Here is a 21,563-nt window from a genome sequence, read left to right as displayed (position 1 = left end):
CTCATGATTCGTCGCACTATCCATCATTTGCCACTGCGTCATCTGGTTTTTTTATTGCTACTCGCGATGATGCTTGTGCCGTCCACGCAGGCGGCGGATAGCCGTGCAACTGCTGTGGCTATTGCCAGCGAGCTAACCACGACAACTTGGATTGGGCAGGGTGACGGTCAAAAAATCGTCTATTTTTTCTTCGACCCAAACTGCCCGCATTGCAATGAAGCCTATGAGCGCATCAAGCCGATTCTGGCCGCAGATAAAGACATCCAAATGCGCTACGTGCCGATGGGTGTGCTGCTGCCGAGTTCTGCGGGCAAGGCGGCAGCCATCATACAGTCTGCCGATCCACTGGCTGCGTATCACCGTATGGAGGAAGGTTACGGCTTCTCCTCGCAAGGGGATGGTGGTGCCATCGAGCCGATCAAGGATATCTCGCCAGCCACCCAGAAAGCCTTGGATGCGAACTACGCTATTTTGAAGAACAACCATATTCCCGGCATGCCTCTGATCGTGTTTCAGGGCGACGACGGCAAGCCCTTCATGCTGTTCGGCACCAAATCCGCCGAGTTCTATCGCAAGCTGCTGGCTCATGTCGCCCCTGGCCCGTTCGGTGGCGGACACCCCATTCCATGAATGACGAGCGATCCCAACGGGCATGAACGGATTTTCCTATGTATGGCAGGGCTTTAGCCTGATGTGGCGACCGGGCATTCGCCGGTTCGTGCTGATCCCTTTGCTCATCAACATCGTGTTATTTGGTCTGGGCATGTGGGCCGGCGTGCATTATGCCCACCAATGGCTCGATGGCTTGCTGCCCGGCTGGCTCGAATGGCTCAACTGGATTTTGATCCCGTTGCTGTTCATCGGCCTGATGCTGGTGGCTTATTTCAGCTTCACCATCATTGCCAATTTTATTGCCGCGCCGTTCAATGCCCTGCTGGCGCAAAAGCTGGAAATGCTTCTAACCGGCCAACCCACGCCAGAAGACGACACCTCGCTATGGCAACTCACGCTGAAAACCGTGGCCGCCGAATGGCGCAAGTTTCGCTATTTTCTGGCCTACGCGATTCCGCTGTTGCTGATTTCCTTCGTGCCGGGGCTGAACCTGCTCGCACCGTTTTTGTGGTTTGCCTTCTCCGCTTGGATGATGACGCTCCAGTACGTCGATGCCCCGGCAGGAAACCACCTTTTGGAATTCGAGGCACAAAAAAGCTGGCTTAAAACCATACCAGCCACGAGTTTGGCATTCGGCACGGCTATGACCGGCATGACGATGGTGCCGGTATTGAATTTTTTTGCCTTGCCGGTTGGTGTATGCGGCGCGACCGCATTGTGGGTGGAGCGGCGTCCGCGGCTAACCCATGACCCGGTTAAACGTTAATTTCCTTGACCCAGAAATCATGCAGATTACAGGTGCTGGTGACTCTGACGAGCCCCTTGTAGCCTTCCGGCAGGGTATGAACCGAGGCGGGCTTGTCTTTCCAGTTGAAGGTTTTGCGATCCAGGAACTTGCCGTCTTTTAGCACGACCGTGTGGCTGACAATGTAATGCGCCTCGCTCATCGGGTGCGGGGTATGGATATGCAGTTTGCCGTCTTTAACTTCTGTATCCGGCACATGAAGTGATTCTACCGCTTTCCAGTGGCCGGGGTTTTGAGCATCGAAAACCACATTTTGATAATTCTCTTCACCCGCTTGCGCGGCTTGTGAGCCCAGTGCCAATGCGGCGGTGCCGAGTGTCGCGGTGCTGATAAAGTGACGACGATTCATGGTGCGCTCCTGTCAATGATGGCCAAAAACAGCCATCAAGAGCATAGACAATTATTCACCAATGAATTTAATTTTTCGGTCGACCAGTCGGTCGTCGTTGTGCGCTTGCCGGGCATCGTCGATCACCGTGATTATTGCCCCATGCCTTCAACGGTTAAGAACTGAAACGGCTTGGCCGGCTTGAAAAACTTGAGCGCCATGCCGGAGTAAACTTCCTCGTGCGCCAGAGGCAAGCGCAAAACCGGCGCGCCTTTTTTGAAGTCGGCGTCTTTCAGATCCACCCAAAACGTGTCGGGCGAACGGGCGGATTCATAGAAATAGCGCAAGTCTTTTTGATCGGCCACTACGCGCCAGCGCGTGTTGGAGATGTGCGGCTGGCCGGGCGTGCTGATGCCCAACGGTACGGATACATTGCGCACCACGCTCATCACAGCGGCTGCGGCCTCAGCCGGATCGGCGGTTTTGGGGATGGCGTGAATGTAAAAGCTGGCGCGGGCAAAGCGATCTGAGGAGCGGTTCGTGCCGGGTAAAAACGCGGTGCCGCCAATTTCTGACCAATACTGCTGCCGCGCGAGTTGTTCGTTGTAACTCGGGTCGTTCGTCATGATTTGGTATTGCCGACCATGATGAATCACGAGCTTGCCATCAATGTATTCGAAAATAGCGCTGTCACCGTTCGCATCGGAGAGCGAAAGATGCAGCGTGGTGAAGCGATCCGTGCCGGGAATCACGTCCGAAACAACACCCAGCGGTTGCTTTTGCATGGCTTTAACGGCTTCATCGACGGTCGCGAAGTTATCAAGAAAATACTGCGCCCAGGCGGCAATGCTCAGGGTGTGTTCCAGCTTATCCGGTTTGGGGTAATCGCTGCCCGCCAGCCATAACAGATTGGCAACCAGCCCTTTTTCGTTCATGCCGTCGCTGGCCGCAATGCCGAAGGATGTGACCAACAAGCTGCCGTATTTGGATGTCCAGTGCACGGAACGGGGGCCCGTACCGCCATCGTGCGTCATGCCGCGTGGGAAAATCCACATATCCGCTGGAATGGGGTCGCGCCAATCCATCGAGCGCCCGGTCATCACCAAATTATCCAGGCCGTGGTAGACCATGCGGGTGCAGGCATCGGCAGGCGTGGTCGCCATCATGCCCAGGGTTAATGTGCCCGCTATGATGCTGGCCAGTGCGGTTGCGCGTTTTGTTCTGTTCATACGGACTTCCTTGAAAAAATATCTATAAACCTTATCAGCATATTCTTTCAAAATGACTGTGGTGCGATTGGTCGAAGTGTTTTGGCCATATTCCTAGGTTTTCAAAAAACCGATTGGAGGAAGGCTGTTAGCATGTGGGTCTTTTACGATCATCATGCAGGCCCCGTTTGAATCACGAACCTTATATCGCTCCTGTCCGTCAATGGGTTGAGCAGCTCGTCATCGGCTACAACCTCTGCCCCTTTGCCAAGCGCGAACTCGTCCGCGATCGTGTTCGCTTCTTCGTGAGCCAGGCGCAGGATGAAGAGCAACTGCTCGTCGATCTGGAAAACGAACTGACCTTGCTGAGCGCGGATGAAGGTATTGAAACCACCTTGCTCATCACTCCGCAGGTTTTGCAGGATTTTTTCGATTTCAACCAGTTTCTGGGTCGAGCCGATCAGCGCGTGGCGCAATTAAAACTCAAGGGCGTGTTTCAGCTCGCGAGCTTCCACCCCGATTACCAGTTTGGCGGCACCGAGCTTGAGGATGCCGAAAACTACAGCAATAAATCGCCTTACCCTGTACTGCATCTATTGCGAGAAGCGAGCCTGGATGAGGCGATCGAGAACTACCCAGACGCCGAATCCATCCCCGAGCGCAATATCGAGCAGCTAAAGCTGATGGGTTCGGATCGATTGCGACGGCTGCTGGAAGATTGTTTTAGCCGGTAAAATTGCCCGTAGATAAGCCCCCGATCTGCGAACGAACCCAACAGAAATCACGAGTACACGAGATGGCAGAGTCCTTATTCGATCAACTGAAAAAATCGGGCCTTGTGAGCGAGCAAAAAGCAAAGCAAGCCAAAAAAGCCAAGGGCAAGGCCCAGTTTCAGCAAACCAAACAGAGCAAAGCGCAAAAGAGCCAAGAAGCCTTGCCCAGCGCAAGCGATGACCCAGTGGCCAGAGCCGCCGAGGAAAAAGCCGAACGAGCCCGGCAACTGAATCTGGAACGGCAACAACAGCTTGCGAAGAAGGCCATGCAGGCCGAAGTGCGGCAGATCATCGAATCCAACCGCTTAAGCGGTTATGAGGGTTCCGTCCGCTATCATTTTGCCGATAACGGCACAGTGAAAACATTGGGCGTAAACCACCAAACGCATCAGCGATTGGGTTGCGCACAGGTTCGCATTGCCCGGTTTGATGGCGGCTATGCCCTGATTCCTGCCATTGCTGCGGAAAAGATCGAGCAGCGCGATCCCGACGTATTGATTGCAGTGCCGCAAGCCGAAGCAGCGCTCTCAAAAGAAGAAAAGGATTACTACGCCCAATTCGATGTGCCGGATGATCTGATGTGGTGAGTCTGCCCGGTTGTGGGCTGTGCATTCTCTACGAGAATTTCAGCGGGGCACCTCGAAAGACCCGTGATTCGTCGTTCCCGCGTAGGCGGGAACCCAGAAAAATCAAGGCGCTGGATTCCCGCCTACGCGGGAATGATGGGTTTTCGAGATTCCCAGCGGTATCTCCGAGGAATCCTCCAGGAAATTCTCCAGGAAATTCACCAGGAAATTCACCAGGAAATTCACCAGGAAATTCACCAGGAAATTCACCAGGAAAATTGCCGGGATAATCAATGGGGGCGATTCGCTCCAATCCGGACACGATAGGTGTTTTTCCCCGCCTGTTTGGCCTCGTACATGGCTTGATCGGCCAGTTGAACCAGTTCGTCTTCCTTAAAGCGATTTTCAACGCAATGCGTGATGCCGATACTGATGCCGATCTCCACGATACGCCCCTCAATCATGAAGGGTTGTTCAATCGACTGAATGATGTTTTCGGCGACCTTGATCGCGTCTTCTGGCTGTCGCAGGTCGGGCAGAATCACCGTGAACTCGTCCCCACCGAGCCGCGCGACCGTATCGGAGGCCCGAACGATTTGCCTGAGCCGGTCCGCCACGGCGATCAAGAGGAGATCACCGGCTTGATGCCCGAGCGAATCATTCACGTGCTTGAAGCCATCGAGATCCATATAAAATAGTGCCAGTGGCCTTTTGTTCCGCTTCGATTGGGTCAAGACCATGCGCAGGCGATCGAAAAACAGCGCCCGGTTGGGTAGTTGGGTCAAGGCATCATAGTGCGCCATCTGCTCGACTGCGGCCTGTGCCTGTTTTTGAGTGGTGATGTCCTGAAGCGTGCCGATGATCTTTAAGGCAACCCCTTCATCATCAGTGAATTGCTCGCCGGATTGGCGCACATATTTGATCACGTCGCCCGGAAGCAGCAGCCGGTGTTCGAGAAAAAAGGGCGTGCCGTCCTGCTCAAGCTGCTGGCAGGCTTCTGCCACCATGCGGCGGTCATCGGGGTGCACCCAGCGCAGCAATTGGGTATGAACGGAACCCGCCGCTTGCGGATCAAGCGCCAGAATTCGGTACAGCTCGTCCGACCAGACCAACGTCCCAGTGCGCAGGTCACGTTCCCAGCTACCGATGTGCGCGATTCGTTGCGCTTCGACCAACTGCTGTTGTTTTTGCTTCATTTCGCGGGTCATATTGTGTGCGATTTTGACCGCTCGCTCGCGCCCGCTGGCCAATTGCCAGACCATCAGCGCCAGCAGCAGGGTGGTGCCCAGCCCACCAAACCGAATCAGATCGACTGTTTGAGTGTTGAGCTGTTGATCGAAGGCGGGTAGCGAAACAATTTGAATCGTCCAGCTCCGATGGGCGATATCCACCGTTCGGGTGTAGTCGAATGCGGCCTGGTTTACCGCGGGCTTGGCCGTATCGCTCTGATACAAAAGGTTTTCGGCGGCCGGGGTGGTACCATCAAAAATCGCAAGGCCGAAATCGTCTTGTTGATCGCCGAGCAAACCGTTCATCAGATCGTTCATACGAAAGGCCGCATAAACCCAGCCGGCGAGCTGAAGACGGCGCTCATTAATGGTTTGCGGCACCTTGCCGTGGCGGTATTCCGGCAAGAACAGCAGAACGCCGGACTGCTCTTGCTGGCCATTTTCCTGCACCAGTCGAACTTTGCCCGACATGACGACCTGATTGAGATCACGGGCCTGATCCATTGCTGCACGCCGAACGGGTTCGGTATACAGGTCATAGCCAAAGGCCCGCAGATTTCGACCTGAAAACGGTTCAAGGTACACGATGGGTGCGTATTGGGCACGGCTGCCGGGTGGAAGGATTTCGAAGGTAGGAAAACCGCTCTGGCGGATCGATTGCGTTAGGCCGGCGGCTTTGCTCTGGCTGACCCAAGGCGCGAAGCCCACCGCCAGGAAACCCGGATAGTGCTGGCCAAGATCCAGCGCGGACACATAGGCATTGAACTGCTGGCGGGTCAGTGAATTGGAAGCCGCTTCGAGCCCGCGCAAACCGCGCAGCACCTGCTCATACGCGTTCAACCGCTGTTCAATCCGCAGCCGGATCTTCTGGCTTTGTTTGCCGAACTCGTCCGCAAGCCTTAACTGCGCATTGTTCAGGGCCGCATTCTGCATAAAATACAGCCCCACCAGACCACTGACCAACACCAGCAAGACCGGCAGGGTGATGGTGAATGCGCGCTTGGACCATTGCTTGCGCGGGCCCGAGAGGGTGGTCAACACCAGCGGAAACATCACCACCACACCGAGCATATCGCCCGTCCACCAGTAGAAGCCGTTGGTTTGAACCGAAGTCGACTCAATCGAGCCGATGGCCCACAGGCCAGACACCGCCACGCTCGAACCGATAAGGCAAATCAGCGGCGTCAGCTGCAAAACGGTTAGAAGGAATGATCGTGAGGCTCCCTGTGTTAAGTCGCTGCGCTCCGCGAGCCTGCGAAAAACCAGCCCACCGACACCGGCTTGTAGTGTCGAGGCGAGCGCAATCAGAAACGCGCTTACCGCCACCTGCCAATACACCGGATTCGATGCATCCAGACCGATCCAGACATTCAGGATCGCAGCACCGATAAATACCCCAGGCAAGAAGCGTATGCCACCGAGAAACACGGCAGCAATGGCGATACCCGCCGGTAAGAATAAAGGTGCTGCATAACCCGGATTGATGGCAAGCAGCGTGCTCAACTTGCCACCTATGACATACGCGACCACCAGCCAGAATAAGGGCCAAAATACAGGCCATTTACTTTTGAGCGAGATGAACGGAATGATGGGCGCTTGGTTCATGGATTGGAAATCAGTACATCGGTCTGAACTGGAGTGAGCATGGAACAAGTATCAAGGTAAATTGGCGATTTGTCTTGCCCATTGATACGTCGATCCCTTGCTCGGCGTGTTGCGTTTGCCGGATTGGTCGTTGAACGTTCCTCCAAATCCACGAGAAGCTACCTCGAAAGGTTTTTCAAGGTGCCTTTGAATCAATAAAAAAGCCCGACCTATTGTGCCGGGCTTTGGTTTTGGCGCTCGCCGGGGTACGGGCTGGATTGAGCCTTAGAAGCTGTAATTCAGGCTGGTGTAAATCGAGCGACCCGGGCCTGGAACAGGCACGCCGAAGGGAACGCCATTGATCGACATCGTCTTGCCTTGACCCACATAAACACCGCCCTGGGGCAGGGCGTAGTAACGGTTGAACAGGTTGTCGATGCCCACATCGATGCGCAGTTTGTTCCAGGTGTAGCTGGTGCGCAGGTTGACGAGGGCAAAGCCGCCGGTCTCCTGTTCGCTGCGCACGCTGGAGACATCCGTTTTCGCCGCGACGAGGACGGTTTCCACGGTGTTTTGCCACGTACCGATGTTCTGCACCAGTGCCAGTTTGGCATTCAATGGCATCACGTTATACAGGCTGTCGTCGGTGGTGGTGTTCCTGCCGTGCGTGTAGCTGACCATGCCTGTAGTAGTGAAACGCCCGAAGTTCTGTGTTTCGGCCAGCAGGTAATGACCGGACCAGTCCGCACCATAGATGCGTGCATTCTGATTTACGTATTGCAGCACGTTGAACTGGCCTGTTTTGCATACTGTGCCGGGCAGGCACTGGGCGTCGATGTAATCCTGAATATAGGAATAGTACGGCGTGACTTTCACGCCCCATTGCTGGCCGGTTGCGTCGTGCCAATCGGCGGTGGCGCTGATCGTGTTGGCTTTTTCCGGCTTGAGGTTGATGTCGCCGACATAGCCGTTACCGTCGCCGACAAAGTTATTCATGATCGCAGCCATCGGCCAGGTCGACCAACTGTAGCGCTCGTACAGATTCGGCGAGCGGGCCTGACGCGCAAAGCCGAATTCGTAGGATTGGGTCGCATCCGGCGTGTAGCGAGCCAGCGCGCTGAAGTTGAGGTTGTGATCGGTTTTTTCGCGGTCGCTGGCATTGAAGGTGGCGGCATCCTTGGCCGTCATCCCATAGCTTGTCATACTCTGGCTGGTGACGCCCATCTGGGTGCTGTAACCGGAAACCGGGCCTGCATTCATGCGGACGGTATCGCTGCGCACGCCAATCTGCGTCATCCATTGCGGCGTCCAGTGCGCGTCCCATTCGGCAAACAGGTCGAAGCGGTCGCGCTGGCCGTCGTTGATGTTCCAGAACGTGCCGGGTGACATGCCGCCCGTGCCGGATGGTGGCCACCAGTCATCCAGGCGGTATTTCTGCAATTCCGCGCCGAGCTTCAAAACGTCTCGCGTTGTGAGATCGATATTGGCTTGCAGCTTGGCGCCGGTGTTCTTACCTTCGGTGTTCATCGGCATGCCCGCCGCGGTCATGTACCAGAACTGGCGGTCGTCGTTAAAGTCCATTTCATGACGCACGTGCTGATTATAGGCGCGGGCGTCCAGCGTGCCCCAGTCGTACAGCCCCTTGTAATGCAGGTTGAACTGCGTGCTGTTGTTCTGCGTCATGTCCATGCGCTGATTGGGATAGTTCTCGTAGGGAATACGCTGGATGCCGACACCCAGTTCGACCATCTGCGTGCCCGCATCGTTTTGATAGGCGGCGCTCAGTTCGTGATTCTGCGATTTGTAGGCCGAAGAGCCGACCGTGTCGCCTTCAAGCCAGTGGCTGATTCCGGTGGAAATATCCTTCGGATCGGCGGAAGACAGGCCCCCCGGCTTGAAATCGCCGCCTGCCTTGTAGTTGTCGGATTGTGCCTTCGAACCCCGATAGCTCAGGCTGAAATTGCGCGTGGCCAGCGTCGCGGCCAGATTGCCGCCATAGGCGCTGCCATTGCTGCGGTAAAACCCGCCGATTTCACCTTGGGTGATCGTGCCTTCGCCGGGCTGAGCGAAGACGGGCGCGGGCGAGTCGACTGCAATCGTGCCGCCGATGCTGTCCCCGCCGACGGAAACCGGCACCACGCCGCTATACACACGCACCCGACCGACATTGGTCGGATCGATGTACGACAGCGGCGAATTCATATGATTGGGGCAGGCGGCGATCAAATCCATGCCATCGACCTGCGTGCGCAGGCGATCATCGGCAAGACCATGAATGATCGGCAGGGCAGACACACCGCCCGCGCTGAATAGGTTCACACCGGGGAAATCGGCCAACAGACGGGCCGAATCGCTGGTCGCGGCCCGGGCAGCCTTGATTTGTTCCGAGGTGAGTTCTTGGGCCCCGGCAGGTACGGTCGCCGCTTTGGTCGAGGTGACCTCAACCGGCGGCAGTTCGGTTGCGGCAAACGCCGTCAATGGGGCGGCGGCAATCAGAATCGCGAGCGGATTTAATTTGAATTTCATCGTGACTGTTACTGTTGGTTTTATGAGCTGGTTAAAAAGAAAGCCAGACCCATGAGCAAGTTTGTTGCCAACACGTAACGCATTGATATAAAAGTAAATAAAAGCTGAGGTATCGTGCGAAAAATGGGGCATATCACCCATGTCAGAGTGAAATGCCCCACTGCTCTCTGAATTCTGACTGGCTGCTAGCTCAATACCTCCAGGTAACGTGACAGGGTCTCATTTTCTGCGACAAACCAGATCTGTGCCTCTGCGCTGCTCGGCGTGGTGAGATTCGCCCGCCAATCTGGCTCCAGCGTGTCGATGATGAAGGTTCGCACCACCGTGCGATTATCCGAGCGTTGCAGGTGCTGGCAGACGTAGCCGGGCTCTAACAGTTCGAATCCTTCCAGGGAGAATTCCTGTCCCACCCGTGCTGGTGCCGTGGACAACGCCACCCGATAACGGCCCCGCTCATCGGCATAGGCCAGCGAGGTCTCAAAATCGAACAATCCGGCCAAGGTCCAGGCATCACCCTGAGCCTGCTCGGCCTGCTCGCGCAGTTGCTGTACCGAAATGCCTATGTCCGCCGTCCGACCCTGCACCCAGCCGAGCCGATCACCACAGACGATCAGGCCGCCCCCGCGTTGCAGTACTTCGCCGGTTGCGGCATCGCATTCATCCACCAGTCGTAGGCCGACCAACGGCCCGCCGCTGGCCTGCAAACGCCAGTCCTCGACATAGGCCCCAGTAGTGCCGAACTCGATCATGCAGTTGCCGATACGCTGCAGGCGCGCCGGCTCCGGCCAGCGGTTGTGCAATTGCAGGGATACGCCATCACGCCAGCTGAGCATGCCTTCCTCCCAGACGCTCTCGGCCAACCAGCCTTCATGGTTGGCGAGTTGGCGCAGCTCGGCGGCCGTGTAGTCTTGCCAAGCGCGCACTGGCAGTACAGGCGTGTCCGGTAGGCGTAGGTCGATGGTGAAGTTGCGACTTTGCAGCCAATGTACCTGGGTGCGTTGGTCGCTTCGGCCATCAGCGAAGCTGATGGTGCGTCGACGAAAATGGCCGAGCATCCAGTCCGGCACACCTGTCTTCGCACGTGTTGGATAATCTGCGGCCAATGCCAGCAGGTTCATGCCTTCTCCGCACGGTATCCATGACCGAAACTGGACAAGCCTGCCGCGCCATCGGGCAGTTGCAGCGAACCATCCTCCAACCGCTCGCGCAGATAACGGAAGGTCTGCGCGGTCTGGGCGAACAGGTGGTCGCCACAGTTGATCGGCTCGTATCGGCGCTCACCGCGCGGGGGAAGTCCGGCTATCGGAGCAATACGAGTCGTGTAGTCACAGGCGCAGAATAGTGGGAAGGCGAAGCGCTCCTCGCTGACCTTGCGTACGCGATGCGAGGTAGCCACGAAATGGCCGTTGCTGAGCACTTCGAGCATGTCGCCGATGTTGATCACGAAGGCATCTTCCACCAGTGGCACATCGATCCATTGACCATTCCCATTGAGTACCTGAAGCCCCTCAGCTGTGGGTAAAAGAATGGTGAAGCACTCATAGTCGGTGTGCGCGCCAATACCGGGACGGTCCGCCACCGGATCAGGGTCGAGCGGGTAGTGGATCAGTCGCAACTGGCTGGTGGGGTGACGGGTGATCTTGGCGAAGGTCTCCTCCGCCAATCCCAGCGCCAGGGCAAAACCACGAAACAGCGTGTCGCCCAGCGCCAGCGCCGCGCGGTAATAGGCACCCACCTCTAGCCTGAAATCCGCCGAATCAGGCCATTGAGTCGGGCCCAGCAGCGGATAGATCTGTGCTGCCTCTGTGTAGTTGTAATTGACATCATAAGCTTCCTTGAGATCCTTGCCGCCGCCCGCGAACTGTTCCTCGCCTTCCGGCACATAACCACTGTGGTTACTCGACTGGCCGATGTAGAAGCGCATCTTCTCGTGCAGCGGGCGCTCGAAAAATCTGCGCGCCTGTCGGATCAATCCATCGCGTAACGAGCGGGAAATGCCGTGCCCGGTAATCTGCAGGAAGCCGACATCGTGTGCCGCTCGGCCCAGCTCATCGGCAACGCGTTGGCGTTCGACCAGGCTATCGTCATATAACCCGGATATATCGATTAGAGGAATGGATCTGAAATGGGTATGCGCCATGTAAATCTCCCTTGAATAAGTGAGTTACCTGGTCGTCCAGACAAGCAGTGGGTCGGGTCGTCCCGAGGTCGACAGAAATCGCGCCCTGCGAAGGTTTTCAAGCAATATCCACACCACCCGCCTTTCACACCACTAGGCGGGTATAGGGCGGAACCAGTGCCCTTGAACGGTGCATTGTGCGCAGCACAAGCCCAATCAGATAGCACACGGATCGCCCCATATTTGCGTTCAGACTGGCGCCCGTAGCGCTTTATTCCATTGGAAGCGATTTCGCCACTATTGGCGGCAACCTTGCCGGCATCTTTGATGCGCAGCTGTTTATTCACCTGAAAGCGACCCAAAACCACCGTGATGTGCGTGACCAGCACGTTAAACCCGCCAGCTAAGAACCCACCCATGTAATCAGTTGCTTTACCTATCACAGCGGCCGCTATAACACCAATCATCACCTCCCGGCGACCCAAGAATAGTCAGAACCAGGCCGCCCCCGTCTCAGGCATAAAATGAGGGGGTATCCAGCCTGCGTCCCTCGGACTTGGCCCCTGAAACACGAACTCGCTGCATCTTCCTATTTTTCGCATCCAAATTCAGGTAGGTCTGCCCTCGAACGGGCCTTTGCTCGCTGGGCATGATTTTGGCAACGAGCGTCAAGTTCAAGCAAAATACGCCAAATAATCTTCTCCAAGGAATCTCTTGGGTCTTCGGACCCTGTGATTCAGTTAAGCCAGCGGCCATCACCCGGATCAACAGTTCGATCGGTACCCGAAGCTGCGCCAGCGACGCAACCTCGGTCTGTGTGCCCCGCCTTCTGCAAAGCGTAAATCTGGTATTGTTCTTAGTAGAACGACTCCTTCCATGGGGCGAATGGGCATCTTGAACGGTTTTTCGAGCTGCCCCTTGATTGATTTCATCTTCAAATTCAGTAGTTGTGCCCATGACCGAACACGAACCCACCGAGCGACAAACCGATCTGTTCTGGCGGCTTGATACGGCCGAGCAGGTCGGCGTCCTGATCGACGGCGAAGACTACTACCGGGCTTTTGCCGACTTGCTTTTGCAGGCTCGTCATCAGGCATGGGTTCTGTGCTGGGACGTTGATAGCCGCATGGCGCTGATCCGGCCCTGCGACGACGCGCACGTGCCTTGTCGTCTGATTGATGTGCTGCACGACGCACTCAACCGCAACCCCGATCTGCATATCTATCTGCTGGCCTGGGACTACTCGATGATTTACGCGCTTGAGCGTGAGTGGCGCCCCTTGTTCAGCCTGCCCCAGTGCGCGCACCCTCGGCTGCACGTGGCCTTCGATAACCATCATCCGTTGGCCGCTTCGCAGCACCAGAAGACGCTCGTCATCGATGATCGCACTGCGTTGGTTGGTGGATTCGATCCCTCCAAATGGCGGTGGGACAGTACGGCGCACGCACCGGGCGATCCGCGCCGACACGATCCGAGTGGCGATGCCTACCCGCCTTTCCATGATGTGGCACTGGCCGTCAGTGGCGCACCGGCGGCGCATGTCGCCACCCTTGCGCGCAACCGTTGGGCGCTGGCGACCGGCGGGAAGGTGGCACCGGTATCGATCGATCCGAATGCGCCCACGCCCTGGCCGACGAATTTGTCCTTGCTGGTCACCCAGGCGCTGATCGGTATTGCCCGCACCCTGCCGGCCCACGAAGAGCAGGAGGAAGCTCGTGAAGTAGAGGCCGCCTTGCTGGCCCTGATCGCGTCGGCTCGTCGGTTCATCTACATTGAGAATCAGTATTTCACCAGCCACGTCATCGGTCAGGCCTTGATCGATCGGCTGACCGCGGCGAAGGGCCCAGAGATTGTGCTGGTGCTGCCGCGCGCGAAAGATGGCTGGCTCGAGCGGGTTACGATGGATGTCCTGCGGGCCCGACTCATCCGCCGGCTACAGGCCGCCGACAGGCATGATCGGCTGCGGATTTACTATCCCGAGATTCGTGGATTGGCCCCGCAGATGCTCAGTCTGCACAGCAAGCTGCTGATTGCCGACGATCGTCACCTCAACGTCGGCTCGGCCAACATCTCCAACCGTTCGATGGGGCTCGACAGCGAACTCAACCTGTCGCTGCTCGGCACGGACCCGGCAAGTCAGGCCGCGATCGACACCGTTCGCCGACGTCTTCTGGCGGAACACCTGAGCACGTCGATCGAGGTTGTCGCACAGACAGAACAGCGCACCGGTTCGCTGATCCAAACCATCGATGCCCTCAACCGGCCGCAGGTTGGCGATCGCTGGCTCGAACCCCTGGTCATCACGCTGGATGAGTCTCTGGAGCGGCAGGTGCCCGATGCCGCCGTCATCGATCCCGAACGGCCGCTGCCGCCGGACGAGCTGATCGACCTGTTCATCGAGTCCGAATATCGCCGCCCACTGGGCAAGCGCGCACTCGGCATGGCCGTGCTTATCGCCGGTATGCTGGCGCTTGCGCTGATCTGGCGGTTCACGCCGTTGCAACAATTTCTGGATCCACGCGCGCTTCTGGCGCATCTTCACACGCTGCGCGCCGAAAGCTGGGGACCGCTGGCCGCCTTTGGCCTATTTGTGGTCGCGTCGGTCGCGGGTATGCCCATCACGCCGCTGGTGATCGCCACGGGGTTGATTTTTGGTGCCTGGACGGGGTTTGGTATTGCTTTTATCGGGGCGGTGCTGGCGGCCGTGCTGGGCTTTGTCATCGGTCAGTTGCTGGGCGCCGGGACCATGCGCCGACTGGCGGGTTCGAAGCTCGATCGCATCAGCCGACGCCTTGCCCGCAAAGGAATTCTCACTGTCTTCTCCCTGCGCCTGCTGCCGATCGCACCGTTCGCGCTGATCAATCTGGTCGCCGGTGCCTCGCGACTGAAATTCCGGGACTTTCTCATCGGCAGTCTGGCGGGACTGTTTCCGGGCACCTTTGCGCTGACCTTCTTTTCCCATCAACTCCTTGAAACGATCCGCCACCCCAGTCTGGCCACCACGGGGCTTTTGCTGTTAATGGCGGGTGTGTTTGTTGCGATCGGCTGGGGGCTCTCCTACCTGCTTGCGCAGCGCAATCAAGCCTCCGGTTCGTGATACTTACGGTCGCCACCTGGAATATACACGCGGGGATCGGTCGTGATCGGCGCCTTGATCTGGCGCGCATCTGGCGGGTCATCGAACTGATCGATGCCGATCTGATCGGTCTGCAGGAAGTCGTGCTGACCGATTTGCACGACGATCTGCTGATCCGATGGGCGCAGGCAGCAGGCTATGCGACTCACTTTGTGACCACGCGTGCCGGCCCGCTGCCCGGCAGCTATTTTGGCAACATGTTGCTCAGCCGCCTGCCGCTGACCGAACAGCCTAGCCTTGACCTCTCCGTGCCCGGCCGCGAGCGCCGTCAATTACTGTGTGCCGAAGTGACGCATCAATCCCAACGATTGGCCATCTGGGTTGCGCATCTGGGATTGAAAAGATGGGAGCGCAGGTACCAGGTCGAACGCATCCATGCCCATGCCCACGCCCATCGCGCAGGAGATCACCCGACCCATCGTCTCCTGATCGGCGATTTCAATGAATGGTGGCCCGGCCCGGGCACCCTCAGGTCGCTGCATCAATCATTCCGCCGCTTGAACACACCGGCCAGCTTTCCGGCTCACCGTCCGTTCATGGCGCTCGACGCCATCTGGCTGGCCGGCGCGATCGAATTCATTCGTCAGGATGCCATCGATCACCCCCTGGTGCGTATCGCATCCGATCACCGCCCGATCCGCGCCCAGATCGTACTTGCCGACACAAGCAAGCTCGGCTCACATGCGTGACCGTTTCTGGATACGTATTTAACTATCCTGAGAGTCTCTCTGCGTAATCAATGGGGTCGGACTCAATACCAAGCAGACGGAAAGACGGCCGCTCATGAAACACAGGCGGCATGGCACTTATGACAGGGATACAGGCTACCTGGGACGGTCGCGTTCAGGCCCCTCACGCAAAAACTAAAAGGCCGATGGGCGAACTTGCCCGTACGCGTGAGAACGGGTTCGCTCACCAGGATTTGTAGGGCAGGAATTTGCCGTTCATGGTGACGACGACGCGGTCGCCCGCCGGATTTTCTTCCTTGTCGATGTGCATGGAAAAATCGATGGCACTCATGATGCCGTCACCGAATTTTTCGTGGATCAGCGATTTGATGGTCGGGCCATACACGCCGATCACTTCATAAAAGCGATAAATCAAGGGATCGGTCGGGATGGCTTTGTCCCAGACCTTGGTCGGGCAAGCCATGAGTATGGTTTTGGCTTCGGCAGGCAGATCCAGTAGCGTCACCAGTTTCTGTGCGGGTTCTTCTTTAAGGCTGTTCATGCCGAGACAAGCCGAAACGGCAAATACGGGCGACAGACTCATGCCTGCTGCGATGGCTTCCCAAGTCAGTGAGAGAGCGGCTTTCTTTTCCAAAATCAGGGCGGTCAAGGCTTCTTTGGTCATCATAATGATCACTCCGTTTAGTGTGGTTATTAAAGCGCTTCGTGTGCACGCATTTCAATACACATCAAGAATCCTGCCAAGTTGATTCACGCAACATCGGCTCACGCGGTTAATTGTGCGGTCGTGTCTTTTCGTTTATTGAATTTACTTCCAATACATGACGTTGTGCCTTGCACTATCTTGCGGGCGACCCGATGAAGGAATGCAAGCAAACTACGCGGGAGGCCAAACATTTTCCTAAGAGACTGCGTATAGAGTTCCGTTTCCGACAAGCGGCTAATCAAATGGCAACATTGTCCGATTAATACTTGACATTGTCGGACATAGAGCGATGACAATCAGGGTGTTTTTATCTGCAAGGACTGGGTTAATTCATTTAACGACATGTTTATTAGGTATTTAGCTTGGTTGGCACAGGGTGTGCATTGTTAGTCCAGAGAAGCGTTTTGTACTTGATACCATCAACCAAAGACTAGGAGAAATTTCATGAGTACCCCAATTTTAGAACCCGTAGCCCCCGCTTGTGTCCGCCAGGCATTGCGTGAAATCGACAAACAAGGCTTGGCGGCTTTGTGCCCTGAGATGGTCGTCAAGTGTTTTTTATGCTGTTTGGGCGGCCTCCGTGAGGACCGGCAGCGACAGCAATGTCGAGCCACGGCGTTTAAGTGCAGTCAGATATTTCGACTCATCATACGGTGTACGCGTCAGCCAGCAGCGGTACAGGATGCGGGCCCACTTGAACGCCAGAGCGCGTAACGCGGCCTGATGGGCTGCGCCTTTGGCGCGCTGCTGACGATAGTAGGCATTGGCCCAGTAGGAGCGGGGAATAGTCAATGCGGCCCACTCAACAAAGGTCTGGCGCATAAATGTCGGGCATTGCATTCGCCAGTGCACCCAATGTTGCTTGCCGCTGCGCTCTGTGACCGGAGCGATGCCGGCATACATCTGGATTTCGGCGGCGCTTGAATAGCGGTCGCGCTGTTCACCAAAGGCAACCAGCAAGCGCGGAGCCAGTGTCGGTCCGGCGCCAGGCAATGACCTGAACAGGTCATAATCAGGAAGCGTTGGAGCCAGCGCGTCGATTTCAGCATCGAAGCGGGCAATGGACTTGAGTGTTATCCGCAACTGTTCCACCAGACTTTCAACCAGCAGTTGTTTGGGCCTGATGATGGCGGGATCCTCGGTCAACGGCACCGCATTCTTGATGCTGGCAAGCCGTTCCTCGACCAGCTTGTGGTGATGGCAGTTGTGCTCCCGGAAGAAGGCTTCCAGGGTTTTGCGGCGGGCTTGCCGCAACTGCTTCAAGGTAGGCCAACGGGCCATGAACTCACAGAACAATGTGGTGTTCTTATTCTCGAACCACTCGTGAGCCAGGGGATAGTATTGCTTGAGGTTGCTGATCAGGCGATTGGTGAGGCGCCGCTGTTCGTCTACGATCTGGCGGCGCTCCTCCAGAAGCAGCGTCAGCGTGCGAATGCCGGAGCTTTGCGGGCGAAGTGGCTTCAACTTATCCCGGTGATTCATGAGAATCTCCAGGGCGATCTGTGCATCCGTTGGGTCTGACTTGGCACGGCTGGGCTTGAAGGCTTGCCGGTATTTAGCGAGTGTGGCCGGATTGATCGGGAACAGGACCAGGAAATCATACTTTTGCAGTGCATAGACCAGTGCGCCACGGGATGTCTCGATGCAGATAGCCACGGGTCGGCCGTGGAATCTGTGCCGCAGGGTAACCACCCAGTCATCAATGTCAGCCGGGCGATGCGGCAGGACAGCAAACTCTCGCTGGACGCCGTCCGCAGCCTGCAGACAAATGTCATGCTTGGTATCTGCCCAGTCGATACCGATAAAGGCGGCAAATTCGCCGTCAGATTGAAGTGTGAGTTGAGATTTCATGATGACCTCCGGACTGCTAGACTGAAGGCACGGGATGTGCGTGCTTGGGCGCTGCGAAGGCAATATAGAGAGCCGGTGTGACGGCAAGCCCTGAGTATTCGTTGTCGCACTCAAGCGCACCTGCAGATTCGAAACCAAAGCGGTGATCATCGGGTGATTTGGCCGAGAAATTCGTAATCCGCAGGCGCATATCCCACTTCCACCGACAGCTACCTGCCGGCTGTGATCAGTATCACAGAAAGCGAGATGGACTAACTATATTGGCCGAAAAAGGTAAGGCCAACCCGAATACGATCGTTACCCTGAAAGCCAAGACCGTTTGCGAGGGCCAATTTCGCAACCTGACTTACATCCGGAGCCTCGATCCGGTCATTGTGGACGAACCGCCGCATCTGTTGGGTGAGGATACGGCACCCAACCCATCCGAAGCTCTGATGGCCGCACTGGGCGCTTGCCTGGCGGTTGGGGTCCATGCCAACGCGACAGCACGGGGTATCAAGCTGACGAAACTCGAACTCCATATCGAGGGTGACATCAACGTCACAGCGGTGTGGGGTACTGGCGATTTGGACGACGACAAGCCGCTGGGTTTCACCGCCATCCGCGTGAAGTTCGATCTCGAAACTGTCGATCCGATGAGTGAGTCTGAAAAAGATGCACTGTTGCAACATGCGAAGAAATGGTCACCTGTTGCGAACACCATGACGCGCCCGGTTGCTCTGGACTGCGCGCTGATCTGATGCCGATTTACGCTGCATGCTTCGTCGTGCAGCCTCATTACTCTAGGAGAATGTCATGACCGCAGTAGCTGCGACTCTTAACAACCCACCGCTAGGCATCCCCGAGGGCGAGCTGCTCTTCAATCAGGTTCGAGATGTTGTGCGCGATAAGCTTGCTCCTTTGACTGTCAAAATTGACGAGGGTTATTACCCGGCTGAAGTCCTTAGGGCTCTGGGCGAAACCGGCGCCTTCTGCCAGCATCTGGCCTCGCAAAATGGCCGCGGTGAATTTGATATCAATTCTGCCCTGAAGGCGATGGATATTGTCTCCCAGGAGTGCATGTCTACAGGCTTTATGGTCTGGGCTCAGAATGTGGCGGCATGGTACGTCGAAATGTCAGCCAACGATTATCTCAAGCGAACTCTTTTGCCCAAGCTTGCCCGTGGTGAGGTTTTAGGTGGTACTGCACTCTCCAACCCCATGAAATATCTAGCCGGTATTGAGCCCTTACTGCTCTCTGCAGTCGAAACAGAAGACGGCTATCTTCTCAACGGTACCTTGCCATGGGTGTCGAATCTCGGTCCGGATCATTGGTTTGGCTCCATTTTCAAGGTTGGTGGCAATCAGCCGCGCGATGTGATGGCCATGGTTAACACCTCCTGGCCCGGTGTGACATTGAAACAACTGGCCAAGTTCTGTGGCATGGAAGGCACAGGTACTTATGCGTTGTCTTTCAAAGAGGTATTCGTACCCAAGAACCATGTTCTCGGTGATCCGCTGATACCCTATATCAAAAAGATGAAGGCTGGTTTTGTGCTGATGCAAACCGGCATGGCGACTGGTCTGGTTGAAGGGTGCATCAAACTGTGCGAGGACGTAGAGCCCAAGCTCGGCCATGTGAATTGTTATTTGGATGATCGCCCTGACGAATTGCGCGAGGAGCTGGAAGATGCGCGCGATCTTATCTCCAGTTTGGGTGAAGATATTTTCAACAAGGATGCGGAATTCATGCGTACGGTATTGGAGGCGCGGCTGCTCGGGTCCGAGCTCTCCTTGCGCGCGGCAAATTCCGCCATGTTGCACACGGGAGCCAGTGGTTATTTGCACGACGCCCCAGCACAACGAAAGCTGCGCGAAGCCTACTTCGTCGCTATCGTGACCCCGGCTACCAAACACCTCCGCAAAGAAATCGATGCCATGGCGGCTCTCTAAGCGAATCGAGCAGGAGAGTGAGGTTGGGCGCATGACCATAAATGACGACACGCCGCGTTGGATCTGCCTGATATGTGGGTGGATATACGATGAGGTCAAGGGCGATCCGGATAGTGGCATCGCTCCGGGCACCCGCTTTGAAGACATTCCCGAGGATTGGTCCTGCCCGTTGTGCGGGGTAACCAAGGCTGATTTCATCACGATGGAAGAATACGCGGCTCAACGCGCGTCCAGTGGTCCGATGACTCGTCCACGTCGTGCGCGGGGTCAGATCGGTGGTGAGGATGCCGTCGTCATTGTCGGCAGTGGCATTGCCGGTTGGACTGCTGTAGAGCAGCTTCGTGCGCAGGATTTGGATCGACAAATCACGTTGATCACCGCCGATGATGGTTGTGTGTATCCCAAGCCATCATTATCCATGGCCATTGGTCAGGGGCGCAGCGCGGATGACTTGATCGAACAATCCGGGCCGGACAAGGCAGAAGCGCTTGGTGTGACCCTGCAGGCAAACACGCGTGTTTTGAGCATCAAGCCCAAAGATAAGCGGCTGATGACGACCAAGGGCAAGGTAGCCTATGGCGACTTGGTACTGGCGCTGGGTTCCTCACAACGTCGCCTTGCCTGTGAAGGCGATGCAGCCGACCAGATCCTGCGGGTTAATGATTTGACAAGCTATCGCAAGATGCGAGAAAAACTCTCAAGGGGACCTCAGCACGTCACCTTGATCGGGGCGGGATTGATTGGGGTCGAGTTCGCTGAAGACCTTCAAGCGGGCGGGCATCGGGTCACCTTACTTGATCTTGGGGCACAACTTCTTGGACGGTTGGTGCCAACGCCGGTTGCCCGTCTCTTATTATCCTCGCTGCGTGAGCGCGGTACCGAGTTTATGCCCGGTATTAGCATCGCGGCGCTGAACACAAACGGTAATCGCTTGCGCGCGACCTTGAGCGATGGCGAGTTACTGACCACGGATCTGGTGATCTCTGCGGTGGGCCTGGTGCCGAACACCGATTTGGCCAGAAAGGCGGGGTTGAATGTGAATCGCGGCATCGTCGCGAACGCGGACAATATGTGTACCGGCGATCCGCACATCTACGCCATTGGTGATTGTGTTGAGGTCGATGGGCGGAGCTACTTTTACATCGAGCCTATTCGTCGCCAGGCGGCAACCGTTGCGGCTGCGCTTGTTGGAAAGCACAGACCATTTGAGCATCTTCCAACAGCCATAAGAGTCAAAACCCCCAGCCTTCCAATCAACGTTTGCCCGCCCGATCGGAGTGTGGCTGATTTTGGCAACTGGCATGTTCACACCCCGGATGAGGTGAATGAGGCAGACAAAGGAGCCTGTCGTATGGATTTTCTGGTTCGTAACCAATTGATGGGCTATGCATTGACCGGACGGTGCACGCCGCAAAGCGAGTACCTGCATCCTATCGTGATTGATTCCTTGTTTGGGGCTACCACCGCAGCATGAATTATATTCAAAACAATGCCTTATT

The 21,563-nt window shown here is 56.5% G+C and carries 18 protein-coding genes; 9 read left to right on the top strand and 9 right to left on the bottom strand.

Going from position 1 to position 21,563, the window contains the following annotated elements; all coding sequences use genetic code 11:
* The first annotated feature begins 3 nt into the window (after nt 1–3).
* Complete coding sequence (locus HNEAP_RS12390; RefSeq protein WP_012825074.1) at nt 4–630, top strand: thioredoxin domain-containing protein; 627 nt, start codon at nt 4–6, stop codon at nt 628–630.
* A 22-nt stretch (nt 631–652) separates the two neighbouring features.
* Nucleotides 653–1,378, top strand: coding sequence for a sulfate transporter CysZ (gene cysZ / locus HNEAP_RS11100; protein WP_012825073.1), 726 nt, complete (start codon nt 653–655; stop codon nt 1,376–1,378).
* Here the strand turns inward: cysZ and HNEAP_RS11095 are convergent.
* Together HNEAP_RS11095 and HNEAP_RS11090 are read right to left on the bottom strand one after the other, a co-directional pair.
* Nucleotides 1,368–1,766, bottom strand: coding sequence for a desulfoferrodoxin family protein (locus HNEAP_RS11095; RefSeq protein ID WP_012825072.1), 399 nt, complete (start codon nt 1,764–1,766; stop codon nt 1,368–1,370). The genes cysZ and HNEAP_RS11095 overlap by 11 nt on opposite strands.
* Nucleotides 1,767–1,897: 131 nt before the next feature.
* Nucleotides 1,898–2,974, bottom strand: coding sequence for a linear amide C-N hydrolase (locus HNEAP_RS11090; protein WP_012825071.1), 1,077 nt, complete (start codon nt 2,972–2,974; stop codon nt 1,898–1,900).
* Between the two features lie 167 nt (nt 2,975–3,141).
* On the opposite strand from HNEAP_RS11090, the gene HNEAP_RS11085 reads away from it, so the two are divergent.
* Together HNEAP_RS11085 and HNEAP_RS11080 are read left to right on the top strand one after the other, a co-directional pair.
* On the top strand, nt 3,142–3,687 hold the full coding sequence (locus HNEAP_RS11085; RefSeq protein ID WP_012825070.1) for a DUF1415 domain-containing protein: 546 nt from the start codon (nt 3,142–3,144) through the stop codon (nt 3,685–3,687).
* A 62-nt stretch (nt 3,688–3,749) separates the two neighbouring features.
* Nucleotides 3,750–4,313: a DUF2058 domain-containing protein gene (locus HNEAP_RS11080; RefSeq protein WP_012825069.1), complete on the top strand. Its 564-nt coding sequence runs from the start codon at nt 3,750–3,752 to the stop codon at nt 4,311–4,313.
* A 269-nt stretch (nt 4,314–4,582) separates the two neighbouring features.
* On the opposite strand, the gene HNEAP_RS11075 is transcribed toward HNEAP_RS11080, so the two are convergent.
* From HNEAP_RS11075 to HNEAP_RS11060, 4 genes are all read right to left on the bottom strand, one after another.
* Nucleotides 4,583–7,126, bottom strand: a complete 2,544-nt coding sequence (locus tag HNEAP_RS11075; RefSeq protein WP_012825068.1) for a CHASE domain-containing protein — start codon at nt 7,124–7,126, stop codon at nt 4,583–4,585.
* Between the two features lie 264 nt (nt 7,127–7,390).
* Nucleotides 7,391–9,631, bottom strand: a complete 2,241-nt coding sequence (locus HNEAP_RS11070) for a TonB-dependent receptor (RefSeq protein WP_041601088.1) — start codon at nt 9,629–9,631, stop codon at nt 7,391–7,393.
* Nucleotides 9,632–9,816: 185 nt separating this feature from the next.
* A complete protein-coding gene (locus HNEAP_RS11065) occupies nt 9,817–10,749 on the bottom strand; it encodes a hypothetical protein (protein ID WP_012825066.1) in 933 nt (310 codons plus the stop codon).
* Complete coding sequence (locus tag HNEAP_RS11060) at nt 10,746–11,771, bottom strand: isopenicillin N synthase family dioxygenase (RefSeq protein ID WP_012825065.1); 1,026 nt, start codon at nt 11,769–11,771, stop codon at nt 10,746–10,748. Before HNEAP_RS11060 ends, HNEAP_RS11065 begins: the two co-directional genes overlap by 4 nt.
* Nucleotides 11,772–12,672: 901 nt before the next feature.
* Here HNEAP_RS11060 and HNEAP_RS11050 point away from each other — a divergent pair.
* Nucleotides 12,673–14,847: a VTT domain-containing protein gene (locus HNEAP_RS11050; RefSeq protein ID WP_133484694.1), complete on the top strand. Its 2,175-nt coding sequence runs from the start codon at nt 12,673–12,675 to the stop codon at nt 14,845–14,847.
* Nucleotides 14,844–15,575, top strand: coding sequence for an endonuclease/exonuclease/phosphatase family protein (locus HNEAP_RS11045; RefSeq protein ID WP_012825063.1), 732 nt, complete (start codon nt 14,844–14,846; stop codon nt 15,573–15,575). Before HNEAP_RS11050 ends, HNEAP_RS11045 begins: the two co-directional genes overlap by 4 nt.
* 223 nt (nt 15,576–15,798) lie before the next feature.
* On the opposite strand, the gene cynS is transcribed toward HNEAP_RS11045, so the two are convergent.
* The 3 genes from cynS to HNEAP_RS12815 all read right to left on the bottom strand — a co-directional run bounded on the left by cynS (nt 15,799) and on the right by HNEAP_RS12815 (nt 18,322).
* The gene (gene cynS, locus HNEAP_RS11040; protein WP_208107210.1) at nt 15,799–16,245 is read right to left on the bottom strand and encodes a cyanase; all 447 of its coding nucleotides are present in this window, start codon (nt 16,243–16,245) and stop codon (nt 15,799–15,801) included.
* Nucleotides 16,246–16,839: 594 nt separating this feature from the next.
* Nucleotides 16,840–18,132, bottom strand: coding sequence for an IS110 family RNA-guided transposase (locus tag HNEAP_RS11035; RefSeq protein WP_012825061.1), 1,293 nt, complete (start codon nt 18,130–18,132; stop codon nt 16,840–16,842).
* Nucleotides 18,133–18,148: 16 nt separating this feature from the next.
* Complete coding sequence (locus HNEAP_RS12815) at nt 18,149–18,322, bottom strand: hypothetical protein (RefSeq protein ID WP_012823826.1); 174 nt, start codon at nt 18,320–18,322, stop codon at nt 18,149–18,151.
* Between HNEAP_RS12815 and HNEAP_RS11030 the strand changes: the two genes are divergently transcribed.
* From HNEAP_RS11030 to HNEAP_RS11020, 3 genes are read left to right on the top strand one after another with little or no spacing between them, the layout of a single operon-like run.
* Complete coding sequence (locus HNEAP_RS11030) at nt 18,321–18,872, top strand: OsmC family protein (RefSeq protein WP_049772596.1); 552 nt, start codon at nt 18,321–18,323, stop codon at nt 18,870–18,872. The two genes, HNEAP_RS12815 and HNEAP_RS11030, sit on opposite strands and share 2 nt — an antisense overlap.
* A 55-nt stretch (nt 18,873–18,927) precedes the next feature.
* Complete coding sequence (locus HNEAP_RS11025; protein ID WP_012825059.1) at nt 18,928–20,064, top strand: acyl-CoA dehydrogenase family protein; 1,137 nt, start codon at nt 18,928–18,930, stop codon at nt 20,062–20,064.
* Nucleotides 20,065–20,095: 31 nt separating this feature from the next.
* A complete protein-coding gene (locus tag HNEAP_RS11020; protein WP_012825058.1) occupies nt 20,096–21,538 on the top strand; it encodes an FAD-dependent oxidoreductase in 1,443 nt (480 codons plus the stop codon).
* Nucleotides 21,539–21,563: the final 25 nt, after the last annotated feature.

The sequence above is a fragment of the Halothiobacillus neapolitanus c2 genome, assembly GCF_000024765.1.
Classification (GTDB): Bacteria; Pseudomonadota; Gammaproteobacteria; order Halothiobacillales; family Halothiobacillaceae; genus Halothiobacillus; species Halothiobacillus neapolitanus.
This window is presented reverse-complemented; position numbering and strand designations above follow the sequence as displayed.

Bases quoted from the DNA above. Each gene is read 5' to 3' on its own strand.
- HNEAP_RS11075 (WP_012825068.1), bottom strand. From the start codon at position 7,126: ATGAACCAAGCGCCCATCATTCCGTTCATCTCGCTCAAAAGTAAATGG.
- HNEAP_RS12390 (WP_012825074.1), top strand. From the start codon at position 4: ATGATTCGTCGCACTATCCATCATTTGCCACTGCGTCATCTGGTTTTT.
- HNEAP_RS11060 (WP_012825065.1), bottom strand. From the start codon at position 11,771: ATGGCGCATACCCATTTCAGATCCATTCCTCTAATCGATATATCCGGG.
- HNEAP_RS12815 (WP_012823826.1), bottom strand. From the start codon at position 18,322: ATGCGCCTGCGGATTACGAATTTCTCGGCCAAATCACCCGATGATCAC.
- HNEAP_RS11070 (WP_041601088.1), bottom strand. From the start codon at position 9,631: ATGAAATTCAAATTAAATCCGCTCGCGATTCTGATTGCCGCCGCCCCA.
- HNEAP_RS11025 (WP_012825059.1), top strand. From the start codon at position 18,928: ATGACCGCAGTAGCTGCGACTCTTAACAACCCACCGCTAGGCATCCCC.
- HNEAP_RS11065 (WP_012825066.1), bottom strand. From the start codon at position 10,749: ATGAACCTGCTGGCATTGGCCGCAGATTATCCAACACGTGCGAAGACA.
- HNEAP_RS11090 (WP_012825071.1), bottom strand. From the start codon at position 2,974: ATGAACAGAACAAAACGCGCAACCGCACTGGCCAGCATCATAGCGGGC.
- HNEAP_RS11080 (WP_012825069.1), top strand. From the start codon at position 3,750: ATGGCAGAGTCCTTATTCGATCAACTGAAAAAATCGGGCCTTGTGAGC.
- HNEAP_RS11035 (WP_012825061.1), bottom strand. From the start codon at position 18,132: ATGAAATCTCAACTCACACTTCAATCTGACGGCGAATTTGCCGCCTTT.
- HNEAP_RS11020 (WP_012825058.1), top strand. From the start codon at position 20,096: ATGACCATAAATGACGACACGCCGCGTTGGATCTGCCTGATATGTGGG.
- HNEAP_RS11095 (WP_012825072.1), bottom strand. From the start codon at position 1,766: ATGAATCGTCGTCACTTTATCAGCACCGCGACACTCGGCACCGCCGCA.
- cysZ (WP_012825073.1), top strand. From the start codon at position 653: ATGAACGGATTTTCCTATGTATGGCAGGGCTTTAGCCTGATGTGGCGA.